At 71.3% G+C, this 21,333-nt stretch carries 16 protein-coding genes; 12 read left to right on the top strand and 4 right to left on the bottom strand.

Features of this window, described 5'->3' with window-relative positions; genetic code table 11:
• The first annotated feature begins 82 nt into the window (after nucleotides 1-82).
• Entirely contained in the window at nucleotides 83-2,026 is a 1,944-nt protein-coding gene (locus MZC64_RS38665) for a PIG-L family deacetylase (protein ID WP_247797776.1), read from the top strand.
• Nucleotides 2,027-2,030: 4 nt separating this feature from the next.
• On the opposite strand, the gene MZC64_RS38660 is transcribed toward MZC64_RS38665, so the two are convergent.
• Complete coding sequence (locus MZC64_RS38660; RefSeq protein ID WP_247764638.1) at nucleotides 2,031-3,044, bottom strand: helix-turn-helix domain-containing protein; 1,014 nt, start codon at nucleotides 3,042-3,044, stop codon at nucleotides 2,031-2,033.
• Between the two features lie 92 nt (nucleotides 3,045-3,136).
• On the opposite strand from MZC64_RS38660, the gene MZC64_RS38655 reads away from it, so the two are divergent.
• From MZC64_RS38655 to MZC64_RS38645, 3 genes are all read left to right on the top strand, one after another.
• On the top strand, nucleotides 3,137-4,087 hold the full coding sequence (locus tag MZC64_RS38655) for an alpha/beta hydrolase (protein ID WP_247764637.1): 951 nt from the start codon (nucleotides 3,137-3,139) through the stop codon (nucleotides 4,085-4,087).
• Between the two features lie 96 nt (nucleotides 4,088-4,183).
• Nucleotides 4,184-5,647 carry an NADP-dependent phosphogluconate dehydrogenase gene (gndA, locus tag MZC64_RS38650; protein ID WP_247764636.1) on the top strand — a complete coding sequence of 488 codons (1,464 nt, stop codon included), beginning with the start codon at nucleotides 4,184-4,186 and terminating at the stop codon, nucleotides 5,645-5,647.
• Nucleotides 5,648-5,804: 157 nt separating this feature from the next.
• A complete protein-coding gene (locus tag MZC64_RS38645; RefSeq protein ID WP_282106563.1) occupies nucleotides 5,805-6,410 on the top strand; it encodes a lytic polysaccharide monooxygenase in 606 nt (201 codons plus the stop codon).
• Here the strand turns inward: MZC64_RS38645 and MZC64_RS38640 are convergent, their stop codons facing one another.
• Nucleotides 6,411-7,244 (bottom strand): hypothetical protein, encoded by an 834-nt coding sequence (locus tag MZC64_RS38640; RefSeq protein WP_247764635.1) that lies wholly within the window; start codon nucleotides 7,242-7,244, stop codon nucleotides 6,411-6,413.
• A gap of 158 nt (nucleotides 7,245-7,402) precedes the next feature.
• On the opposite strand from MZC64_RS38640, the gene MZC64_RS38635 reads away from it, so the two are divergent.
• Nucleotides 7,403-10,582, top strand: a complete 3,180-nt coding sequence (locus MZC64_RS38635; RefSeq protein WP_247764634.1) for an alpha-L-rhamnosidase — start codon at nucleotides 7,403-7,405, stop codon at nucleotides 10,580-10,582.
• 118 nt (nucleotides 10,583-10,700) lie between these two features.
• On the opposite strand, the gene MZC64_RS38630 is transcribed toward MZC64_RS38635, so the two are convergent.
• Nucleotides 10,701-11,051: a hypothetical protein gene (locus tag MZC64_RS38630; protein WP_247764633.1), complete on the bottom strand. Its 351-nt coding sequence runs from the start codon at nucleotides 11,049-11,051 to the stop codon at nucleotides 10,701-10,703.
• Between the two features lie 189 nt (nucleotides 11,052-11,240).
• On the opposite strand from MZC64_RS38630, the gene MZC64_RS48315 reads away from it, so the two are divergent.
• Nucleotides 11,241-12,452, top strand: a complete 1,212-nt coding sequence (locus tag MZC64_RS48315; protein ID WP_308301116.1) for a helix-turn-helix domain-containing protein — start codon at nucleotides 11,241-11,243, stop codon at nucleotides 12,450-12,452.
• Between the two features lie 2 nt (nucleotides 12,453-12,454).
• Here the strand turns inward: MZC64_RS48315 and MZC64_RS38610 are convergent, their stop codons facing one another.
• On the bottom strand, nucleotides 12,455-13,465 hold the full coding sequence (locus MZC64_RS38610; RefSeq protein ID WP_247764632.1) for a LacI family DNA-binding transcriptional regulator: 1,011 nt from the start codon (nucleotides 13,463-13,465) through the stop codon (nucleotides 12,455-12,457).
• 160 nt (nucleotides 13,466-13,625) lie between these two features.
• Between MZC64_RS38610 and MZC64_RS38605 the strand changes: the two genes are divergently transcribed.
• Genes MZC64_RS38605 through MZC64_RS38580 form a run of 6 tightly spaced genes read left to right on the top strand, consistent with a single transcriptional unit; the run spans nucleotide 13,626 to nucleotide 21,323 of the window.
• Nucleotides 13,626-15,140, top strand: coding sequence for a sugar ABC transporter ATP-binding protein (locus MZC64_RS38605; protein ID WP_247764631.1), 1,515 nt, complete (start codon nucleotides 13,626-13,628; stop codon nucleotides 15,138-15,140).
• Nucleotides 15,137-16,129 (top strand): ABC transporter permease, encoded by a 993-nt coding sequence (locus tag MZC64_RS38600; RefSeq protein ID WP_247764630.1) that lies wholly within the window; start codon nucleotides 15,137-15,139, stop codon nucleotides 16,127-16,129. The genes MZC64_RS38605 and MZC64_RS38600 overlap by 4 nt, the downstream gene beginning before the upstream one ends.
• Nucleotides 16,126-17,052 carry an ABC transporter permease gene (locus MZC64_RS38595; RefSeq protein WP_247764629.1) on the top strand — a complete coding sequence of 309 codons (927 nt, stop codon included), beginning with the start codon at nucleotides 16,126-16,128 and terminating at the stop codon, nucleotides 17,050-17,052. The genes MZC64_RS38600 and MZC64_RS38595 overlap by 4 nt, the downstream gene beginning before the upstream one ends.
• Complete coding sequence (gene rhaS, locus MZC64_RS38590; RefSeq protein WP_247764628.1) at nucleotides 17,049-18,110, top strand: rhamnose ABC transporter substrate-binding protein; 1,062 nt, start codon at nucleotides 17,049-17,051, stop codon at nucleotides 18,108-18,110. Before MZC64_RS38595 ends, rhaS begins: the two co-directional genes overlap by 4 nt.
• Before the next feature lie 16 nt (nucleotides 18,111-18,126).
• Nucleotides 18,127-19,299 (top strand): L-rhamnose isomerase, encoded by a 1,173-nt coding sequence (rhaI, locus tag MZC64_RS38585; RefSeq protein ID WP_247764627.1) that lies wholly within the window; start codon nucleotides 18,127-18,129, stop codon nucleotides 19,297-19,299.
• Nucleotides 19,296-21,323, top strand: a complete 2,028-nt coding sequence (locus MZC64_RS38580; protein WP_247764626.1) for a bifunctional aldolase/short-chain dehydrogenase — start codon at nucleotides 19,296-19,298, stop codon at nucleotides 21,321-21,323. Before rhaI ends, MZC64_RS38580 begins: the two co-directional genes overlap by 4 nt.
• Nucleotides 21,324-21,333: the final 10 nt, after the last annotated feature.

Here is a 21,333-nt window from a genome sequence, read left to right as displayed (position 1 = left end):
TGTGACAACTGGGGAAAGCTTGCGGAGGCCGCGCACGGGGGGACCGTGCGCGGCCGTTGCATTCGGGGGCCACCACCTGCACGTGGTGGCGCATCAGGACGACGACATCCTGTTCATGAACCCGGACCTGGCCAACGCGATCACCGCGCGGCTGCCGGTCACCACCGTGTTCCTCACCGCGGGCGAGGGCTACGCGACACCGAGTCCCGAACCGGACATCCCGGCGCCAAATTGTCGTCCCGGGTACAAACTGGACCGTGAGCAGTACTCCGCCTGCCGTAACGACGGGGCCCGGGCCGCCTACGCGCTGATGCTCGGTTTTCCCGATGCCGACGCGGCGGACTGGCGGACCGGGGCGCTGACCGTCAACGGCCCCAACGGGTTGCGCCGCCAGGTCGAGTTCAGCCGGGCCGAGCGGGACGGCCGGGTGGTCAACCTGATCTTCGTGAACTTGCCCGAGTGGGCGGACAAACACGCCGACACCAAGGCCGATCCGGCCGATCCGACGAGCAATGCCGCCTCGCTGTTCCATCTGTGGCAGGACAACAGCCGCCGGGTCACCGTGGTGCCGGCGGGCAGTCCGGTGCGGGCGCGGCAGAGTTACGACCGCGAGGACCTGATCAACCTGCTGATCGGGCTGTGCCAACGGTTCCAGCCCACCGTGGTCCGGGTGCAGGACCCGCGGCCCGACCTCCGGCACGGGGCGGCGGACCGGTTGCACGACCACCGCGACCACGTCAGCGCCGCCCGGCTGGCCATCCTGGCGGTGCGCCGCCTGCCCGCCACCCAGCGTGTCGCGGTGATCACCTACCGCGGCTACAACATCCAGCACAGCCCGGTGAACCTGGACGCCGGTCAGCAGCGGGACAAGGACGCGCAGTTCGCCGCCTACGCCCAGTTCGACCAGCAGATCACCAACACCGCCGGGTATCGCGGCTGGCCGCAACGGCTGTATCACCGGTACTGGGGCGGCACGAACTGGGTGGCGCGCACCGCAGCCGGCCGGTTGCAGGCGTTCGCGGTGCACAGCGGCGGACTGCGGACCTGGTGGCAGGACGGCGAATCCGGCTGGCTGGGCCCGCGCGATCTGGGTGACCCTGGCGGCCCGCTGGCGCCGGCGGTGTCGGTGACGCGGGAGGAGGACGGGCGGCTCCGGGTGTTCGCGCTGCGGCTGGACACCTTCCAGGTGGTCTGCCTGACCCAGTCCCGGCCGGACGGCGACTGGCCGCGGCGGTGGGCGAGTCTGGGCAACCCGCACGGGAAGTCCAGGCGGGCCAGGCAGATCGGCCAGCCGGTGGTGGTCGCCGTCGTCGACGGCGGATTCCAGGTGTTCCTGCAGAACGGCGACGGCGGACTCAGCACCCGGACCGCGCGAGGCTGGCAGGACCTGGGTGGTGGCCCCGGTGTGCAGGACGGCCTGGCCGCGATCACCGATGCCCGCGGCCGGATCGAGGTCTTCGCGCTCGCCGTGGAAGCCGGGTCCGGGGTGCTCAAACGCTGGCACCAAACCGAATCCGGCGCCGCCTTCCGTCTCGACCCGGACTTCCCCGGGCTGGAACCCGCCGGACCGCCCACGGTCGCGCTCAGCGCTGACGGCACCCTGGACGTGGTCTACCGCCTGGCCGGCGAGCACGCGGGCAAGATCGGCCACACCTGGCAGACCCGCACCGGCGAGTGGATCGGCAAACCGGAGATCCTGGACGGCCACGGCGGCATCGGCCCGATCGCCGCGGCCAGCGCACCGCACCCGCGGCACGGGATCGCCGAGACCCCGTCCCCGCGGATCACCTTGTGCGCCACCAATCGCTACGGCGGGGTGAGCGCCACCCGGCAGTCCGCCCCGGACCTGGGCTACCTGGACTGGACCGACCTCGGCGGCCTGGTCGTGCACCAGCCCGCACTCGCGGTAGATCCGAGCGGCCGCACCCACCTGTTCGCCGTGTCCGGAGACGGAAAACTGTTGCACCGCAGGCAGATCGACCCGGGTGGGGACGCGCCGTACACCGGCTGGACCCGGCTCGGCTGAGCACTCAGTCCGTGTTGTCCCGCAGCCGCCGCAACAGCAGGGCCAGCCGCAGCCGGAACCGGCCGTCGGGCGTGGTCACCGGGAAACCCAGTTCGGTCTCGGCCTGCGCCAGGCGGGCGGTGACCGAACTGTGGTGCCGGTGCAGCGCGTAGCCGGCCTTGCGCACCGAATCGTGCCCGCACACCGCGGACAGGATCAGCAGCAGGTCCGGCACGGCCGCCAGCCGGTCCAGCGCGCGCACGTCCGGGATCTGCTCGATCTCGTTGGCCCGCAACCCTTCGGCGACCGCGGCCAGCGAACCCAGCCACTCCCACCAGCACACCGGCGGATCCCAGGGCAGCGAGCCGGCCAGTCGCACCGCGAGCCGCGCCTGCCGCCAGGAGGTCCGGGCGTCGATCGCGGCCACCTCGCCGCCCACCCCGACCCGCGTCGGCGCCCGCACCAGGTCCAGCTCCGGCGGTCCGGCCAGCAACACCGCCCGCGACCGCCCCAGCGGCGCCGACCAGCCACCCAGTTCCACCGCGCCGTCAGCCACCGCCAGCACCCGCACCCGGGTTCCCGGCGTCAGCCCCAGCAGGTGCAGCGCCCTGGACCGCTCGGCCTCCCCGGCCCGTTCCGCCAGCACCAGCTCCACCAGCGCCGGATCACCCAACTCCGGCAGGGCGCCGCGGGCCAGCACCAGCTCGGCCGCGATCGCGAACCGCTCCAGCACCATGTCATCCAGGGGCAGTGCCGGCCCGGTCCGGGCCAGCCACACCCGGGCCCCGTCCGGCAACTCCCGCACCCGCGCGCCCCTGGGCGTGGACACTCCGGCCCGCACCACCGCCTCCGCGGCCAGCGCCAGTCCGCGATCGGCCGCGTCCAGGCCGACCCGGCATTCGGTCAGCTGGGCAGTGGTGCGCAGCAGGGTGTCCAGGTCGACCCGGCGGGCGATCAGCGAGTCGAAGAAGGCGATCACCCGCACCTCGCTGGCCGCGTCGGCGTCCAACGCGGACAGGCGCAGCAGCAGGCCCTCCATGCGATCAGCGTAGCCAGGCGGCGGGTCCAGGGCCGGGGAGCACCGGCGGTTGGCGGTGGGCGCGGCCGGTGCCGCCCGCGCAGACTGCGATCATGAGTTACGCGATCGATCCCGAACTGGCCACCTGGCTCCCGCTGATCCCGCAGGTGGACTTCGCCGACCCGGTGGCCACCCGCGCGCTGAGGCGGGAAATGGCCGCCGAATTCCCGCCCTACGTGCCGGTGAACCCGGTCGAGGTGCGCGCGCTGAACATCCCCGGCCCGGCAGGCGGGCCCGAGGTCGCCATCCGGGTCTACACCCCGGCAGGCGACGGCCCGCTGGGCGCGCTGGTGCACATCCACGGCGGCGGCTTCGTGCTCGGTGACCTGGACCTCGCCGAGCGGTCCGCGCTGCGGGTGGCCGACGTGGTCGGCGTGGTCGTGGTCGCCATGGACTACCGCCTGGCCCCGGAAAACCCGTACCCGGCCGGGCTGGAGGACTGCTACGCCACCCTGGAGTGGACCGCGAAGAACGCGGCCGAGCTGGGCGTGGACCCGGCCCGGATCGCGATCGGCGGGGACAGCGCGGGCGGCGGCCTGGCCGCGGCGGTCACCCTGCTGGCCAGGGACCGCGGCGGCCCCGCGCTGGCCTACCAGGTGCTCAACATCCCCGAACTCGACGATCGCCTGGACACCCCGTCCATGACCGCCTACACCGACACCCCGATGTGGCACCGGCCCAACGCCATCCTGAGCTGGGACTTCTACCTCGGCGTCGGCAAGCGCGGCACCGCCGAGGTCTCCCCGTACGCGGCCCCGGCCCGCGCCACCGACCTGTCCGGACTGCCGCCCGCCTTCGTCGCGGTGTGCGAATTCGACCCGCTCCGGGACGAGGGCCTCGACTACGCGCAGCGACTGGTGCAGGCCGGGGTGTCCACCGAACTGCACCTCTACCCGGGAACCTTCCACGGCTCGGGCTTCATCACCGAGGCCGCGGTCACCGTCCGCATGGGCCGGGATCTCACCGACGCGCTCCGCCGTGCACTGCGCGACGCCCCCGCGTGAACGATCCTTGATCCCGCACGTTGAAGAGGGAGTACAGGTGGCAGGGTTGGTGTTGCGCTAGGTAGCACCAGCCACAGACACGGAACGGTGGGCAGGATGAGCAGCGAGACCTCCAGGACCGCGACGGCACGCATCGGGGTGACCGGGTTGGCGGTGATGGGCCGCAACCTGGCCCGCAACCTGGCCCGCAACGGCTACCCGGTCGCCGTGCACAACCGGTCGGTGGAGCGGATGAAGAGCCTGGTCGCCGAGCACGGTGACGAGGGCACCTTCGTCCCGGCGGAGACCCTGGCCGAGTTCGTGGACGCCCTGGAACGGCCGCGGGTGGCCATCGTCATGGTCAAGGCGGGCGGCCCGACCGACGCGGTCATCGACGAGCTGGCCGAACTCCTGGAGCCCGGCGACATCGTGGTCGACTGCGGCAACGCGCACTTCGCCGACACCCGCCGCCGGGAGGCCGCGCTCAAGGAGAAGGGCCTGCACTTCGTCGGCACCGGGGTCTCCGGCGGCGAGGAGGGCGCGCTGCTCGGGCCGAGCATCATGCCCGGCGGGTCGAAGGAGTCCTACGCGCGGCTCGGCCCGGTGTTCGAGTCCATCGCGGCCAAGGTCGACGGCCAGACCTGCTGCGTGCACGTGGGCCCGGACGGCGCCGGTCACTTCGTCAAGATGGTGCACAACGGCATCGAGTACGCCGACATGCAGCTCATCGCCGAGGCATACGACCTGCTCCGGGCCGGTCTGGGCGCCACCCCGGCGGAGATCGCGGAGATCTTCCGCGGCTGGAACGAGGGCGACCTCGAATCCTTCCTGATCGAGATCACCGCGGACGTGCTCGCGCACACCGACCACCGCACCGGCAAGCCGTTCGTGGACGTGGTGCAGGACCAGGCCGAGCAGAAGGGCACCGGCCGCTGGACCGTGCAGAGCGCCCTCGACCTGGGCGTGCCGATCACCGGGATCGCCGAGGCCACCTTCGCCCGGTCCCTGTCCGGGCACGCCGACCAGCGCGCGGCCGCGGCCGCGGCATTCGGCGGCGAGGCGGGCGCGGGCTGGGTCAAGGACAGCGACCGGGACGCGTTCATCGAGGACGTGCGCAAGGCGCTCTACGCCTCCAAGGTGGTCGCCTACGCCCAGGGCTTCGACCACATCCGGGCGGGCAGCCAGGAATACGGCTGGGACATCGACCTGGGCTCCACCGCCACCATCTGGCGCGGCGGCTGCATCATCCGGGCCCGGTTCCTGGACCGCATCCGCGAGTCCTACGACGCCAACCCGGACCTGCCCAGCCTGCTGGTCGCCCCGTACTTCGCCGAGGCCGTGGCCAGCGGCGTGGACAGCTGGCGCCGGGTGGTCGTGGACGCGGTGCGCGAAGGCGTGCCGTCCCCGGCCTTCTCCTCCTCGCTGGCCTACTACGACGGCCTGCGCCGCGACCGGCTGCCGGCCGCGCTGATCCAGGGCCTGCGGGACAACTTCGGCGCGCACACCTACCGCCGGGTGGACGCCGAGGGCTCCTTCCACACTCTGTGGGCCACCCCGGACAAGGCCGAACAGGCCGAGTAATTCCGGTGCCGGGGCCGGGTGTTGTCCGTTTTTCGACAACGCCCGGCCCTTCGTGCGATTCATGGCCTGATTCCGACGATAGTCGCTGACGCGTTATGTGCGGCCGCTGTCATCATGAGGTGCAACCCCCGCCGCCGGAAACATCGCGGAGGTTGCCTTGCGTACCACTCCGATCAAGCGATCAATTCTGGTCGGCTTCCTGAGCCTGGCGCTGATGGCGTTGTCCGTCCTGGTGCCGGCCACGGCCAGCGCGCATGGATACACCAACGGTCCGAACAGCCGGGCCTACTTCTGCAAACTCGGCACCGCGAAGAACTGCGGGCCGATCCAGTGGGAACCGCAAAGTGTCGAGGGACCCAAGGGATTCCCGGCCCGCGGACCGGCCGACGGCAGTATCTGCTCCGGCGGACTCGGGCAGTTCGCCCAGCTCGACGACCCGCGCGGCGGGAGCTGGCCCTCCACCAACCTGACCAGCGGCGCGAGCCGCACGTTCAGCTGGTGGCTGACCGCGCCGCACGCGACCACCTCGTTCAAGTACTTCATCACCAAGAACGGCTGGAACTCCACCGCGAAACTCACCAGGGCCGCTCTGGATCCGAACCCGTTCATCAGTGTCAACAACGGTGGCGCCCGGCCGCCGAACGCGGTCTCGCACACCGGCACGGTGCCCGGCGGCAAGTCCGGCAGGCACCTGATCCTCGCGGTGTGGGATATCGCGGACACCGGCAACGCGTTCTACCAGTGCATCGACGTCAATTTCTGATCATTCCGCCCACCGTTCCGCGGCCGCGATCACTTCCAGGGTGAACTCACCGGCCAGTCGCGGTAATCGGCCGGGCTCCGGGAATTCCGGGCCCGGCTCGCCGGTGCGCTGGGCGAGCGCGGCCCGCAACATCGGATGCCAGCGCGAGTCGAAGGTGTCCAGGGCGTACTCGACCGCGGTTTCCTTGGCGATCACCTGGCCGGTGGCGATGGTGTGGTGCAGCCGCGGCGGACCGAGCACCCTGGCCAGGGCCTGCCGGTGTGCCGGGATCAGCGGCTTGTCCCTGGGCGGATCGGATACGCACCGGTGCGCCCAGTGCTGCCAGTGACCGCGGAGCTGGTCCAGGTTCCAGGCCCGCAGCAGGTGTGGTTCCGGGTCCAGTCCGAGCCGGTCCGGAGAGTCGCCGCGGACCGGGATCCCGCCTTCGCGGAGCACCTTCCACATCACCGGGTTCACGTCGAAACCCGCGCCCCGCTTGAAGGATCGCCCGCTGTGCGCGGCCAATGGGCGGATCTGCGTCACCGGCTTGCCCAGGTCCGCGGCCGCGACGAACGCGCCGTTCATGGTGCCGGGAATGCTCGGATCGGCCCTGATCAGGGCCCGACCGGCGGTGCGGAGGTTGCCCGCCACGTGCAACACCCGCAACCGGCGCAGTTCCCGCGCACCGCACTCCCCGGCCGGCACCGCGATGAAGTCGACATCGCTGCGCCCGGCCCGCCAGGCGCCCAGCGCGGCCGAGCCGATCAGGTAGCAGCCGACGATCTTGCCGGGTAGCAGGCGATCGGCGGTGGCCAGGTAACGAGCGGCGATGCGGATGGCTTCGGCAGGCGGCATCAGCCCAGTCTGCCAGCCAAGCTCACCCGTTCGCGGCTGACCAACACCGGTCAGCGTGATTGTTGCCGCGCACCAGTCTCCCTATCGTCCGTGTCCGGGCGGCACCGGACCAGCTTCGTCCACTGTGGACAGAGCGGCCGGGGTCACGGGAGGCGGGCATGGCCAGGCGGGTGAACCGGCGGAACTTCCTGCGCGGTGCTGGCGCGGGCGCGGCGGCGGTGGCACTGTCGAGTGGCGAGATCGCCGAGGCGGGGGAGGACACGGCCGTGAGCGCGTTGACCATCGACCGGCTCACCGTGGAGTACGCGACCAACCCCCTGGGCACCGATGTCGAAGCGCCCAGGCTGGCCTGGATCCTGCGTGCCGACCGCAACGGCGCCACCCAGACCGCTTACCAGGTCCAGGTGGTCACCGACCCCGGGCAGTTCGGGGACCGCCGCCCGCACTGGGACAGCGGACCGGTCCGCTCGGCCCGCACCCTCGGCATCCGCTACGACGGTCCGGCACTGCACCCGCGTACCCGCTACCACTGGCGGGTCCGGGTCTGGGACGGCGACAATCGGCCCTCGGCGTGGAGCAGTCCGGCCTGGTGGGAAACCGGCCAGCTCGGCCGTCCCTGGGCCGCGGACTGGATCGGCGCGACCGCCCCGCCCCCGCCGCCCGGGGTGGACCCGGCCTCCTGGATCGGCGGCCCCGGCTGGACGCTGAGTACCGCGCCGCTGGGCTCCCGCTGGTTCCGCGCCACCCTCGACCTGCCCGGCGAGGTCCGCAAGGCCACCCTGGTGGCCACCGCCGACGACAACCTCACCGTGCACCTGCATGGCCGGGAAGTGTTGTCCGCCATGGCTTCCGGCAACTCCTGGGCCGCCGCGCACCTGGTCGACGTCACCGAGGTGGTGCGCGCCACCGGGTCCGCGCTGACCCTGGCCGCCGAGGCCGCCAACCGCGGTGGCCCGGCCGGTCTGCTGCTGCGCCTGATCGTCGAACTCGCCGACGGCGGCACCGTCGAACTGCGCACCGGCCCCGGCTGGCGGGCCACCGACACCGCGCACCCCGGCTGGACCAGCCCCGGCTACGACGACAGCGCCTGGCCCGCCGCCACCGTGCTGGCCCGCTACGGCGAAGGCCCGTGGGGCCGCAACGTCGCCGTGCCCGCCACCCAGCTACCGGCGCCGTTGCTGCGCAAGGACTTCCGCCTGGACCGCCCGGTCCTGCGGGCCCGCCTCTACCTCAGCGGCCTGGCCTACTACGAGGCCCAGCTCAACGGCGGCCGGGTCGGCGACCAGGTCCTGGACCCGGGCTTCACCGGTTACGACAAGACCGTGCTCTACGCCGTGCACGACGTCACCGGGCAGCTCCGCCAGGGCGACAACCAGCTTGACGTCACCCTGGGCCGCGGTTTCTACGGCCTCACCACGATCAACGTGTGGGACTGGCACCTGGCCAAGTGGCACGGCGAACCCAGACTGCTGGCCCAGCTGGAAATCGAGCACCCCGGCGGCGCCCGCACCACCATCGGCACCGACGGGACCTGGAAGATCACCGACAGTCACACCCAGGTGAATTCCCTGTATTCCGGCGAAACCCACGACGCCCGGCACGCTCCCGGCCCCTGGACCGCGGCGCGAACGGTGCCCGCCCCCACCGGAGAACTGCGCGCCCAGCCCAACGAACCCATCCGGATCACCGAGACCATCCGCCCGGCGAGCATCACCGAACTACGCCCCGGCGTGCACATCGTCGACATGGGCCGCACCATGGCCGGCTGGACCCAGATCACCGTCCGCGCCCCCGCCGGCACTCGGATCTCCTTGCTGCACGGGGAGAAACTCAACCCGGACGGCAGCGTGCAGTCGGTCAACGAACACGTCAAGGACCTCCGCCAGCAACGCGACGAGTACCTCACCGCGGGCACCGGCGCGGAGACCTGGGAACCCCGCTTCTCCTACAAGGGCTTCCGCTACGTCGAGATCACCGGCCCGCGACCGGAACAGGTGCTCGGCAGGCTGGTGCACAGCGATGTGCCCGAGGTCAGCGAATTCCGGTGCAGCGAACCCATGTTCGAGCAGCTGGACCGGATGATGCGGCGCACCATCGTGAACAACCTGCACGCGCTGCCCACCGACACCCCCAAGTACGAGAAGAACGGCTGGACCGGCGACGCCCAGGTCGGCGCGCCCAGCATGGCATACGCCTTTGGCATGCAACGGTTCTTCGCCAAATGGGTGGGCGATCTGGCCGACGCCCAGGACACCGCGGGGCAGGTCCCGGTGATCGTGCCCAACGGCGGCCGCTGGGGCTACCGGCAACTCGCCCCCACTCCCGAGTGGACCACCGTGTTCCCTTTCCTGGCTAGGGAAATGCACCGCTGGTACGGCGACGACCGGCTGGCCGCCGAGCACTGGCCCGCGCTCACCGGCTACCTGGACTGGGAGATCAACCGGATGCGCGACGGCCTCGCGCTGACCGCCCTCGGCGACTTCCTGCCCCCGGACGCGCCCTGGGGCGTGGCCCCCGAGGACAACCGCCTCACCGCCACCGCCTACCTGCACCGCGCGCTGATCGGCGTCGCGGAGATGGGGGAGATGCTGGGACACCAGGACATCGCGGTCCGTTACCGCGCGGTCGCCGCCGCGGCCAAGGACACCCTCAACCGCACCTTCCTGCGCAACGGCCACTACAACAGCGACCGCGACCAGGGCTACCGGCAGACCAGCAACGCCATCCCACTCGCCTTCGGCCTGGTGCCAACGGAGTCCGTGCAGTCCGTTGTGGACAGTCTGGCCGCCGACATCCGCAGGCGCGGCAACCATCTCAACACCGGCTGCCTGGGCACCAGCGTGCTGCTGCCGGTGCTCACCGCACACGGCCACGCCGACCTCGCGCACGCCATCGCCACCCAGCGCACCGAACCGAGCTGGGGCTACTGGATCGACCAGGGCGCGGACACCATGTGGGAGATGTGGCACAAGGACTCCCGCTCCCGCAACCACTACTTCCAGGGCACCGTCACCCAGTGGCTGTACGAGAACGTCGGCGGCCTGCGCCCGCTGTCCAACGGCTACGAACGGATCCTGATCCGCCCGGACGCCCGCACCGGCGTGGACTGGGCCCGCACCGGCATCACGACTGTCCGCGGCCAGGCCGGCGTCAGCTGGGCGAAAACCGCCACCGGCCTGACCCTCACCGCCACCGTCCCGGTCGGCGCCACCGCCGAGATCCACCTGCCGCTCGGCGAGACCACCGCCCCACCCGGCGCCACCCGCCTCCGCGTCACCCCTCGCCACGCGGAATACCAGGTCGGCTCCGGCACCTGGACCTTCACCACCACAACCTGACCCGAGTGTTGGCCGTTCTGGTACGGAGTCTCGGCCGTTTTCGTACCACTTGGGCCAACTGGTACGCCCACTTGGGCCAAATTGGCGTACCAGTTTGCCCAACTCGCCGGTGGGTGGGCTAGGTGGTGCCTGCGAGCGGGAAGGCGCTGTGCCCCGGCGGCGGGGGCAGCGCCAGGAGCTGTCCGGCCACATCCAGGAACTCGCCGCCGTGATGCCACATCCGCTGATCCGGGTCCACTGTGAACGGATCCGCCACGTCCGCGTCGCCCGTGCGCACCCGGTAGGCCAGCGCCTCGGACTCGGAGTAGGCCAGCACGGTCTCGCGCACCCCGCGCCACACCCGGTTGAACATCACCGCATCCGTCCTGGTCACCTCGTCCCGGACCAAGCTCTGGCGAAAACCCTTGCGCCGCAGTAATTTCATGCACTCGGCCACTGACTTCGGCACGGCCCCGTCATCCTGTCGCATCGTCCTCCCGCCGCCTGGAGCCCACGATTCTGCCTCCGGCGCCCGCAACGGAAGTCGCGCATCGCTCGATCAGGGGAGGACTGCTGGGCAGCTGCACAATCCGGGCGGTCACCGTTGGTGCGGCTGCCTACCTGGGTAGCACCCCGGGAGTGGATTGCGCTTACCGCAACGGTCGGCAAGGCTCAGGCGGTGGTGGACTTACCCGCGCCCGATCCCCGGGCGGCGCTGTACCGGCGGGCCGAGGAACAGATCCCGCGGATCGCCGAGCAGGTGCTGGCCGCCTTCGTCGCCAGGGCGGCCGGTTACCAGCAGCTGCCGCCGCAACTGGTCAACCAGGAGATCAGCGCGGCGATCGCGCTCAACCTGCAGCTCTACCTGCGCTGCCTGCGCGAACAACGCCCGCCCCGGCCCGATGAGCTGACCGGGCAGATCGCCGCCGCCATCCGCCGCGCCCAGCAGGGCGTGCCCCTGGACGTGGTGCTGAGCACCTACCACATCGCCGCCCAGGTCGGCTGGGAAGCAATGGCCGCCCTCGCCGAACCGGAGGAGATCCCCGACCTGGTCGCCGGCGTGCCCGGCCTGTTCAGTTACCTCAGCGTCGCCGTGCCCGCCGTGGCAGCCTCCTACCTGCACGAACAACAGGTCCTGGACGCCGAACACCGCGAGGCCCGCCGCGCCCTGGTCACCGCCCTGCTCACCGGCGCGCCCGCCGAACCCCTGGCCGAACGCCTCGGCCTGGCCCTGGCGCACACCCACCTGGTGCTGCACCTGCGCCTGGGCCCGCCCCCGCACACCGACGGCGCCGACCTGCAACTGGCCGCCCGCGCCCTGGTCCGCCGCCTGCAGGCGGAACTTCCCGCGCACGCCCTGGCCGCCTTCAACCACACCGGCGGCACCCTGTTACTGCCGGCCGACGACCCGGACACCCCCGACCAGGTCGCCGCCGCGCTGACCCTGGCCGAACGCCTGCACCTGGCCGCGGGCACCACCCTGCTCACCGGCCTGGCCACCGCGCTCAGCCGGGCCGAGATTCCGCACGCCGTGGACGAGGCCACCGACATCTCCGACCTGGCCACCCGCCTGGGCCGCCCACCCGGCGCCTACCAACTCGACGATGTCCTCCTCGAATACCAGCTCTGCCGCCCGGGCCCCGGCCGGGAACGCCTGCACCGCATCCTGGACCAGCTCACCGCGCACCAGGACCTGCTGTGGACCCTGCGCACCTTCCTGGACACCGGCCACAACCGGCACCGCAGCGCGGCCGAACTGCACATCCACCGCAACACCCTGAACTACCGGCTACGCCGCATCGCCACCCTCACCGGCCACAGCCCGGCCGACCCGGCGGGCGCCCGGATCCTGGCCGCCGCCCTGACCGTCCGCGACTTCGCGCCCAGGTGACCTCACCCGCGGCTGGACTCCCGCACCACCAGCTCCGGGGTGAAGAACACCCGCTGATGCTCGTGCTGCCCAGGGCTCGACGTCTCCGCGATCACCAGCTGCGCCGCCGTCCGCCCGATCAGGTGCCGGGGCTGCCGCACCGAGGTCAGCGGCACCGCGGCGGCCGCGGCGAACTCGATGTCGTCGTACCCCACGATCGCCAGCTCACCCGGCACCCGCACCCCCGAGCGCACCATCGCCTGCAACACCCCCAGCGCCAGCAAATCGTTGGCGCAGAACACCGCCCGCGGCCGGTCCGGCCGGGCCAGGATCTCCTCCCCGGCCCGCAACCCGGCGGCCACCGTCAGCGAAGGCACCTCGATCACCTGTAGCGCCGACTCGGCGAGCCCGGCCTTGCCCAGCGCGTCGTAGGCGCCCAGGCGCCGTTCCGCCGCCTGCCGCACATGCGCTGCCCCGGTCACCATCACGATCCGCGCGAACCCCTGTGCCAGCAGGTGATTGATGGCCAGCGCGCCGCCGGTCCGGTCGTCCACCGCCACCGAGCAGATGTCGGAAGCCGTGGCCGGGTGGTCCAGCAGCACCACCGACACCCCGCGCTGCTGCAATCGCCGGATCGCCTCCAGCGAGTCCCGGCTGGGGGTGATCAACACGCCGTGCACCCGTTGCTGGGCAAGGACTTCCAGGTGCCGGTGCTCGCGGTCGGGGTTGGAGTCGCTGTTGCACAGGATGACCGAGTGGCCCGCCTCGGTGGCGGCCTCCTCCACGCCGCGGGCGACGTCGGTGAAGAACGGGTTGCTGACGTCGAGGACCACCAGGCCGATCGTTCGCCCGGTCCCGGCCCTGAGCTGGCGGGCGGACTCGTTGCGCACAAAGCCGAGTTCGCTCATCGCGGCCAGCACCCGTTCCCTGGTGCGTGGCGCGACCCGGTCCGGCGAGTTCAGCACATTCGACACGGTGCCCAGGGAGACTCCGGCCAGCTCGGCCACCTCACGCACGCTCACCGAATGGCCCATGGTCCGCCTTCGCTCCGTTCGGCTGGCCGGGTGCACCGGATCAAAACCCCTCCGGCTGTCCTTGACAGGGCACTGTAACCCTCCCAAACTGGCTGGCACCGCAGGATTGAAACGTTTCATCCCGATCGGGGGCAGGGCCTAGGAACAAGGGAGCTGCCGGGTGACATCGTCGTCTGATCGGCCGCCGGTCCTCGCGTTGCGCGGGATCGAGAAGAGCTTCGGCGCCGTCCGCGCGCTCACCGGCGCGGGGCTCGAACTGCACCCCGGCCGCGCGCACGCGCTGCTCGGCGAGAACGGGGCAGGCAAGTCCACGTTGATCAAAGTTCTCGGCGGCGTGCACCGGCCGGACCGCGGCGACCTGCTCGTCGACGGCCAGGTGACCACGCTCGCCGACCCGGCCGCCGCGCGGGCCGCCGGGATCGCGGTGATCCACCAGGAACCCGCGCTGTTCCCGGATCTGTCCCTGGCGGAGAACGTGTTCATGGGTCGCCAGCCACGCCGCCGCGGCCGCCGGATCGACCACACCGCCTTGCACCAGGCGACAAAAGACCTGTTCACCCGCCTCGGCGTGACCCTGGACCCGGCCGCGCCCGCGCGCGGGCTGTCCATCGCCGACCAGCAGGTGGTGGAGATCGCCAAGGCGCTGTCCTTCGCCGCCAGGGTGATCGTGATGGACGAGCCGACCGCCGCGCTGTCCCCGGCCGAGGTCACCCGGCTGTTCGAGGTCACCCGCGCGTTGCTGCGCCAGGAGGTGGCGGTGCTGTTCGTCTCGCACCGCCTGGACGAGGTGTTCGCGCTCTGCCAGGACGCCACCGTGCTACGCGACGGTGGCCTGGTGTGGACCGGCGAACTGACCGGGGTCACCCCGGCCAACCTGGTCCGCCGGATGGTCGGCCGCGACCTCGCCGCCCTTTTCCCACAAGCTGACAACGTTGTCGGCGAGGTCCGGCTGCGGGTCGACCGGCTGACCCGCGAGGGCGTGTTCACCGACATCTCCTTCGAGCTGCGCACGGGCGAGATCCTCGCCCTCTCCGGACTGGTCGGCGCCGGGCGCAGCGAGGTGGCCAGGGCGATCTTCGGCATCGACCGGCCGGACGCGGGCACGGTCCAGATCGAGGGCCGCCGGTTGCGCCCGGGATCGCCGCGAGCCGCGATGACCGCCGGAATCGGTTTCGTACCAGAGGATCGGCGCGCCCAGGGCCTGGTACTGGCCGCCTCGATCGAACGCAACATCGCGCTGGCCTCACTGCCCGAGCTGAGTCGCGGCGGCCTGCTCCGCCGGAGATCCGAAACCGCCCTGGCCACCGACTGGGCACTGCGGCTGCGGCTGAAGTACGCCCGGCTCGGCGATCCGGTCGGCCGGCTCTCCGGTGGCAACCAGCAGAAGGTGGTGCTCGCGAAATGGTTGTCCCGCAAGCCCAAAGTGCTCATCGTCGATGAACCCACCCGCGGCGTGGACATCGGAGCCAAGGCCGAGGTGCACCGGCTGCTCGGCGAACTCGCGGCCGAGGGCGTGGCCATCCTGATGATCTCCTCCGAACTGCCCGAGGTGCTCGGCCTGGCCGACCGGGTGCTGGTCATGCACGAGGGCCGGCTGGCCGCCGAACTTCGCGGCGAACGCGCCACCGAGGAGAACATCGCGCTCGCCGCCACCGGACAGGCGGTCCCGGCATGAGCGCCCTGGCCCGGTTCCGCGAACTCGGCATCCTCGCCACCCTGCTCGTCGTCGTACTCGGCACCGCCCTGGTGAACCCGCGTTTCCTTACCGGGCAAAGCATCCAGGACCTGCTGCTGAACGCCTCGATCATCGCGCTGCTCGCGGTCGGGCAGACCGCGGTGGTGCTCACCCGCAACGTCGACCTGTCCGTCGGCTCGGTGCTCGGCCTGTCCGCCTTCCTCACCGCGAGCACCGCCGCCGCCAACCCGAACCTGCCGTTCCCGCTGATCCTGGTGCTGGGACTGGGGATCGGCCTGGTCTGCGGCGCGGTCAACGGCGCGGTGGTCGCACTCGGCCGGGTGCCCAGCCTGGTGGTCACCCTGGGCACGCTCTACGTCTTCCGCGGCCTGGACTACCTGATCGCACAAGGACACCAGGTCAACGCGGGCGACCTGTCCGAGGCCCTGCTCGGCTTCGGCGGCGGCGCGCTGCTCGGCCTGCCGAACCTGGTGCTGCTCACCCTGCTTGTGGTGCTCGCCGCCGCCTACTACCTACGCAACTACCGCTCCGGCCGCGAGCTGTACGCCATCGGCTCACACCCAGAAGCCGCGATCCTGGCCGGTATCCCGGTGCGGCGCAGGGTGTTCGGCGTCTTCCTGGCCTCGGGCCTGATCGCCGGACTCGCCGGCGCGCTGTGGACCGCCCGCTACGGCACGGTCGACGCCGCCGCGGGCACCGGCCTGGAACTCCAGGTGGTGGCCGCGGTGGTGGTCGGCGGGGTGGCCATCTTCGGTGGCTCCGGCAGTGCGCACGGGGCCGCGCTCGGCGCGCTGCTGCTGGGCACCATCGCCAGTTCGCTCGCCGTGCTGGGCGTGCCCGCGTTCTGGCAGCAGGCGATCACCGGCGCGCTGCTGCTGGCCGCGATCACCGTGGACCGGCTGCTCGCCCTCCGGCTGGCCGCCGCGCTACGCCGCGCCGCCCGCCGCCCGACGGAGGTGACCGGGTGAAAACCCTGCTGCGCTGGGAAACCGCGCTCGTGTTCGTGCTGCTGGTCATCGCGCTGAGCGCGGGCAGCGGCTTCCGGTCGAGCCAGAACCTGTTCTACCTCGGCCTGGACATCGGTGAGATCGCGCTGATCGCGTTGCCGCTCACCATTGTCGTGGTCGCTGGCGAGATCGACCTGTCGGTGGCCTCGGTGCTCGGCCTGTCCAGCGCGCTGATCGGCGTGCTGTGGCAGGCCAACTGGCCCCTGGAAGCCATCCTGCCGGTGGTGATCCTGGCCGGGGCGCTCTGCGGCGCGGTCAACGGATTCCTGGTCACCGCACTGGGATTGCCCTCCCTGGCCGTCACCATCGGCACCCTCGCGCTCTACCGCGGCCTGGCCCTGGTCCTGCTCGGCGACACCGCCGTCGCCGATTTCCCGCCCAGCTACACCAGTTTCGGCACCGAGCCGGTGCCCGGCACCGGAATTCCCTGGCCCATGCTGCTGTTCGCGCTGCTGGCCGTGGTCTTCGGGGTGCTGCTGCACGCGAGTTCCTACGGCCGCGCGGTGTTCGCCATCGGCGCCAACGCCGAGGCCGCCCGGTTCGCCGGCATCCGGGTGCGCCAGGTCAAGTTCCTCGCCTTCACCCTGGCCGGCGCGGTCGCCGCGCTGGCCGGCATCGTCTACACGCTGCGTTTCTCCAGTGCCCGCGCGGACAACGGCACCGGCCTGGAACTCGCCGTGGTCGCCGCCGTGCTGCTCGGCGGCGTGTCCATCTTCGGCGGCCGCGGCACCCTGTTCGGCGTGATCGCCGGCGTGCTCGTGCTCGGCGCGCTGCGCAACGTGTTGATCCTCAACGACGTCCCCACCGAAGTCCTCACCATCGTCACCGGCCTGCTCCTGCTGGTGAGCGTGCTCGCCCCTCTCCGCGGAAGGCAGGACCCATGAGACCACTCAGTTTGCTCGCGACCGTCCTCAGTGGAGCGTTGCTGCTCGGCGCCTGCGGCGGCACCACCCGGGAGAACTCCACCGGCAACGGCGGCCCGACCGGCAGCGCCAGCACCGCCAACCCGCAGGCCCCACTCCGTACCGGCCTCAAGATCACCTACCTGCCCAAGCAGGTCAACAACCCCTACTTCACCGTGGTCCGCGGCGGCGCGGAGAACGCGGGCAAGGAACTCCAGGCCGAGGTCAAGACCACCGGACCCTCCGACGCCAGCGCCGCCTCCCAGGTCACCTACATCAACACCGCCGCCCAGCAACGCCAGGACGCCCTGGTACTGGCCGCCAACGACCCCAACGCGGTCGCGCCCGCGCTGAAAACCGCCCGCGCCCAAGGCATGAAGGTGGTCACCCTCGATTCCGACGTGGCCGCGGACGCCCGCGATCTGTTCGTGAACCAGGTCAACTCCACCGACATCGCGGTCAAACAAATCGAACTCCTTTCCGAAGCCATTGGCGGAGAAGGGGAGTTCGCCATCCTCTCGGCCACCGCCAATGCCACCAACCAGAACACCTGGATCGAGATCATGAAACAGGAACTGGTGAAACCCAGGTACGCCAAGCTGAAACTGGTCGAGACCGCCTACGGCAACGACGACGACCAGACCTCCTTCCAGAAAACCCAGGCCCTGCTGGCCGCGCACCCCAACCTCAAGGGCATCATCTCGCCCACCACGGTCGGCATCGCCGCCGCGGCCCGCTACCTCAGTTCCTCGGCCTACCAGGGCAAAGTCGCGCTGACCGGGCTGGGCACGCCGAACCAGCTGCGGGCTTTCGTCAAGAACGGCACGGTGAAGTCCTTCGCGCTGTGGGAACCGGCCAAACTCGGCTACCTCGCCACCCAGGCCGCGGCGGCGCTCGCTTCGGGCAGGGTGACTGGTTCACAAGGGCAGAAGTTCGCCGCGGGCAGCCTCGGCGAGTACACGATCGGCCAATCGGGTGAGATCGTATTGGGGCCACCGACGGTCTTCAGCACGGACAACGTCGACCGCTTCGACTTCTGAGAGGGGGGAGCCGACCATGAGTGAGAACACCTTGCGGCACAACGCCAAACGCGTGCTGCGCGCCCAGCGGATCGAAACCCCCTCCTGGGCATACGGCAACTCCGGCACCCGGTTCAAGGTCTTCGCCAAGGCCGGGGTGCCGCGCACGCCGGAGGAGAAGATCGACGACGCGGCCTGCGTGCACGAGTTCACCGGCGTCGCCCCCAGCATCGCCCTGCACATCCCCTGGGACCGGGTCGAGGACTACCCGGCACTGGCCCGCTACGCCGAGAGCCGCGGCATCCGGCTTGGCGCGATCAACCCGAACGTCTTCCAGGACAACGAGTACAAGCTGGGCAGCATCTGCCACCCGGACTCCGCCATTCGCGCCAAAGCAGTGGACCACCTGCTGGAATGCGTGGAGATCGGCAGGCAGACCGGGTCCGGCGTGCTCTCGGTCTGGCTGGCCGACGGCACCAACTACCTCGGCCAGGACGACATCCGCGCCCGCCAGGACCGCCTCGCCGTCGGCCTGGCCGAGGTGTACGCGGCCATGCCCGCGGACATGCGGCTGTTGCTGGAGTACAAGTTCTTCGAACCGCACTTCTACACCATGGACGTGCCGGACTGGGGCACCGCGTTCGCGCACTGCCTCCGGCTCGGCGAGCGGGCCCAGGTGCTGGTGGACACCGGTCACCACGCGCCCGGCACCAACATCGAGTTCCTGGTGGCCGTGCTGCTGCGCGAGCGGCGACTCGGCGGCTTCCACTTCAACAGCCGCAACTACGCCGACGACGACCTCATGGTCGGCGCGGCCGACCCGTTCCAGCTCTTCCGCATCCTGCACGAGATCCACGGTGCGGGCGGCCTGGCCCCGGACTCGGGCATCGAGTTCATGCTCGACCAGTGCCACAACCTGGAACCCAGCGTGCCCGCGCTGATCCGCTCCATCCTCAACGTGCAGGAGGCCACCGCCAAGGCCCTGCTGGTGGACCGGGACGCGTTGCGGGAGGCGCAACGCGACGGCGATGTGCTCGGCGCGCACGCGGTGGTGATGGACGCCTTCAGCACCGACGTCCGCCCGCTGCTGGCCGAGGTCCGCCAGGACCAGGGCCTGGACCCGGATCCGCTGGGCGCGTTCTACCGCAGCGGGTACCAGGAGCACATCGAGGCCGAGCGGATCGGCGGCGGGCTGGGGTGGGGCGCGTGACCCACCCCGAGGTGACCGCCCTGCTGGCCCGCGGCCACGCGCTCGGCGCGGACCCGCGCAACACCAACTACGCCGGCGGCAACGCCTCCGCCAAGGCCACCGCCGTCGACCCGGTCACCGGGACCGACGTGGAACTGTTGTGGGTCAAGGGATCCGGCGGCGACCTGGGCACCCTCACCGAGACTGGCCTGGCCGTGCTCCGCCTAGACCGCCTGCGTGCCCTGACCCAGGTCTACCCGGGGGTCGAGCGCGAGGACGAGATGGTCGCCGCCTTCGACTTCTGCCTGCACGGCAAGGGCGGCGCGGCCCCGTCCATCGACACCGCCATGCACGGCCTGGTGAACGCCCCGCACGTGGACCACCTGCACCCGGACGCCGGGATCGCGCTGGCCACCGCCGCAGGGGGAGCGGCCCTGGTCCGCGAATGCTTCGGCGGCCGGGTGGCCTGGGTGCCCTGGCGGCGCCCCGGTTTCCAGCTCGGCCTGGACATCGCCGCCATCCACCGCGAGCACCCCGAGGCCATCGGCGTCATCCTCGGCGGCCACGGCATCACCGCCTGGGGCAAGGACTCCGCGGAGTGCCAGGCGCACTCCCTGGAGATCATCCGCCGCGCCCAGGAGTTCATCGCGGACCGCGGCCGCCCCGAACCATTCGGTGCCGTACGTCCGGAGTGGACACCGCTGTCCGAGGCCGAACGCCGTGCCAGAGCGGCGGAACTGGCCCCGCTGCTGCGCGGCCTGGCTTCCACCTCCAGCCGCACCGACACCGGCCGCTTCCAGGTCGGCCACTTCACCGACACCCCCGAGGTGCTGGACTTCCTCAGCCGGGACCGCCTGCCCGCACTGGCCGCGCTCGGCACCTCTTGTCCGGATCACTTCCTGCGTACCAAGATCCGGCCCCTGCTGCTCACCGACCCGGCCAACGCCGCCGCCGAGTTCGCCGCCTACCGCGACGACTACCGCGCCTACTACACCCGGCACGCCACCCCGGATTCCCCGCCCATGCGCGGCGCGGACCCGGCCATTGTGCTGGTGCCCGGCGTCGGCATGTTCTCCTACGGCCCGGACAAGCAGACCGCGCGCGTCGCCGCCGAGTTCTATGTCAACGCCATCAACGTGATGCGCGGCGCGGAAGCCCTCTCCAGCTACCAGCCGATCCCGGAGGCGGAGAAGTTCCGCATCGAGTACTGGGACCTGGAAGAGGCCAAACTCCGCCGCCGCCCCGCCCCGAAGCCCCTGGCGGGCCGGGTCGCGCTGGTCACCGGTGCCGCCTCCGGCATCGGCAAGGCCACCGCCACCCGGCTGGCCGCCGAGGGCGCCTGCGTGGTCGTGTCCGATGTGGACGGTGACAAAGCGGCGGCAGCGGCCAAGGAGATCGGCGGCCCGGACATCGCGGCGGCGGTCGTCGCCGACGTCACCGACTCAGCCTCCATCGAGGCCGCGTTCGCCAAGGCCTGCCTGGCTTTCGGCGGCGTCGACCTGGTGGTCAGCAACGCCGGCCTGTCCATCTCCAAACCGCTGACCGAGACCACCGACGCCGACTGGGACATCCAGCACCGGGTGATGGCCAGGGGCTCGTTCCTGGTCGCCAGGGCCGCCGCCCGCACCATGACCCGGCAGGGCCTCGGCGGCGACATCGTCTACATCGCCAGCAAGAACGGCGTTTTCGCCGGTCCGAACAACATCGCCTACGGTGCGGCAAAAGCCGACCAGGCACATCAGGTCCGCCTGCTCGCGGCGGAACTGGGGGAGCACGGCATCAGGGTGAACGGGATCAACCCGGACGGGGTGGTCCGCGGTTCCGGGATCTTCGCCGGCGGCTGGGGCGCGCAACGCGCCGCCGTGTACGGCGTCCCGGAAACCGAACTGGGGAGCTACTACGCGCAACGCACCCTGCTCAAGGCAGAGGTGTTGCCGGAACACGTCGCGGCCGCGGTCTATGTGCTGACCGCGGGCGAACTCAGCCGCACCACCGGTGTGCACATACCGGTGGACAGCGGAGTGACGGCGGCGTTCCTGAGATGAGCTACCAGAG

It is taken from the genome of Crossiella sp. S99.2 (assembly GCF_023094165.1).
Taxonomy (GTDB): Bacteria; Actinomycetota; Actinomycetes; order Mycobacteriales; family Pseudonocardiaceae; genus Crossiella.
Note: the sequence above shows the minus strand (reverse complement) of the source record. Positions and strands in the feature narration are given on the sequence as shown.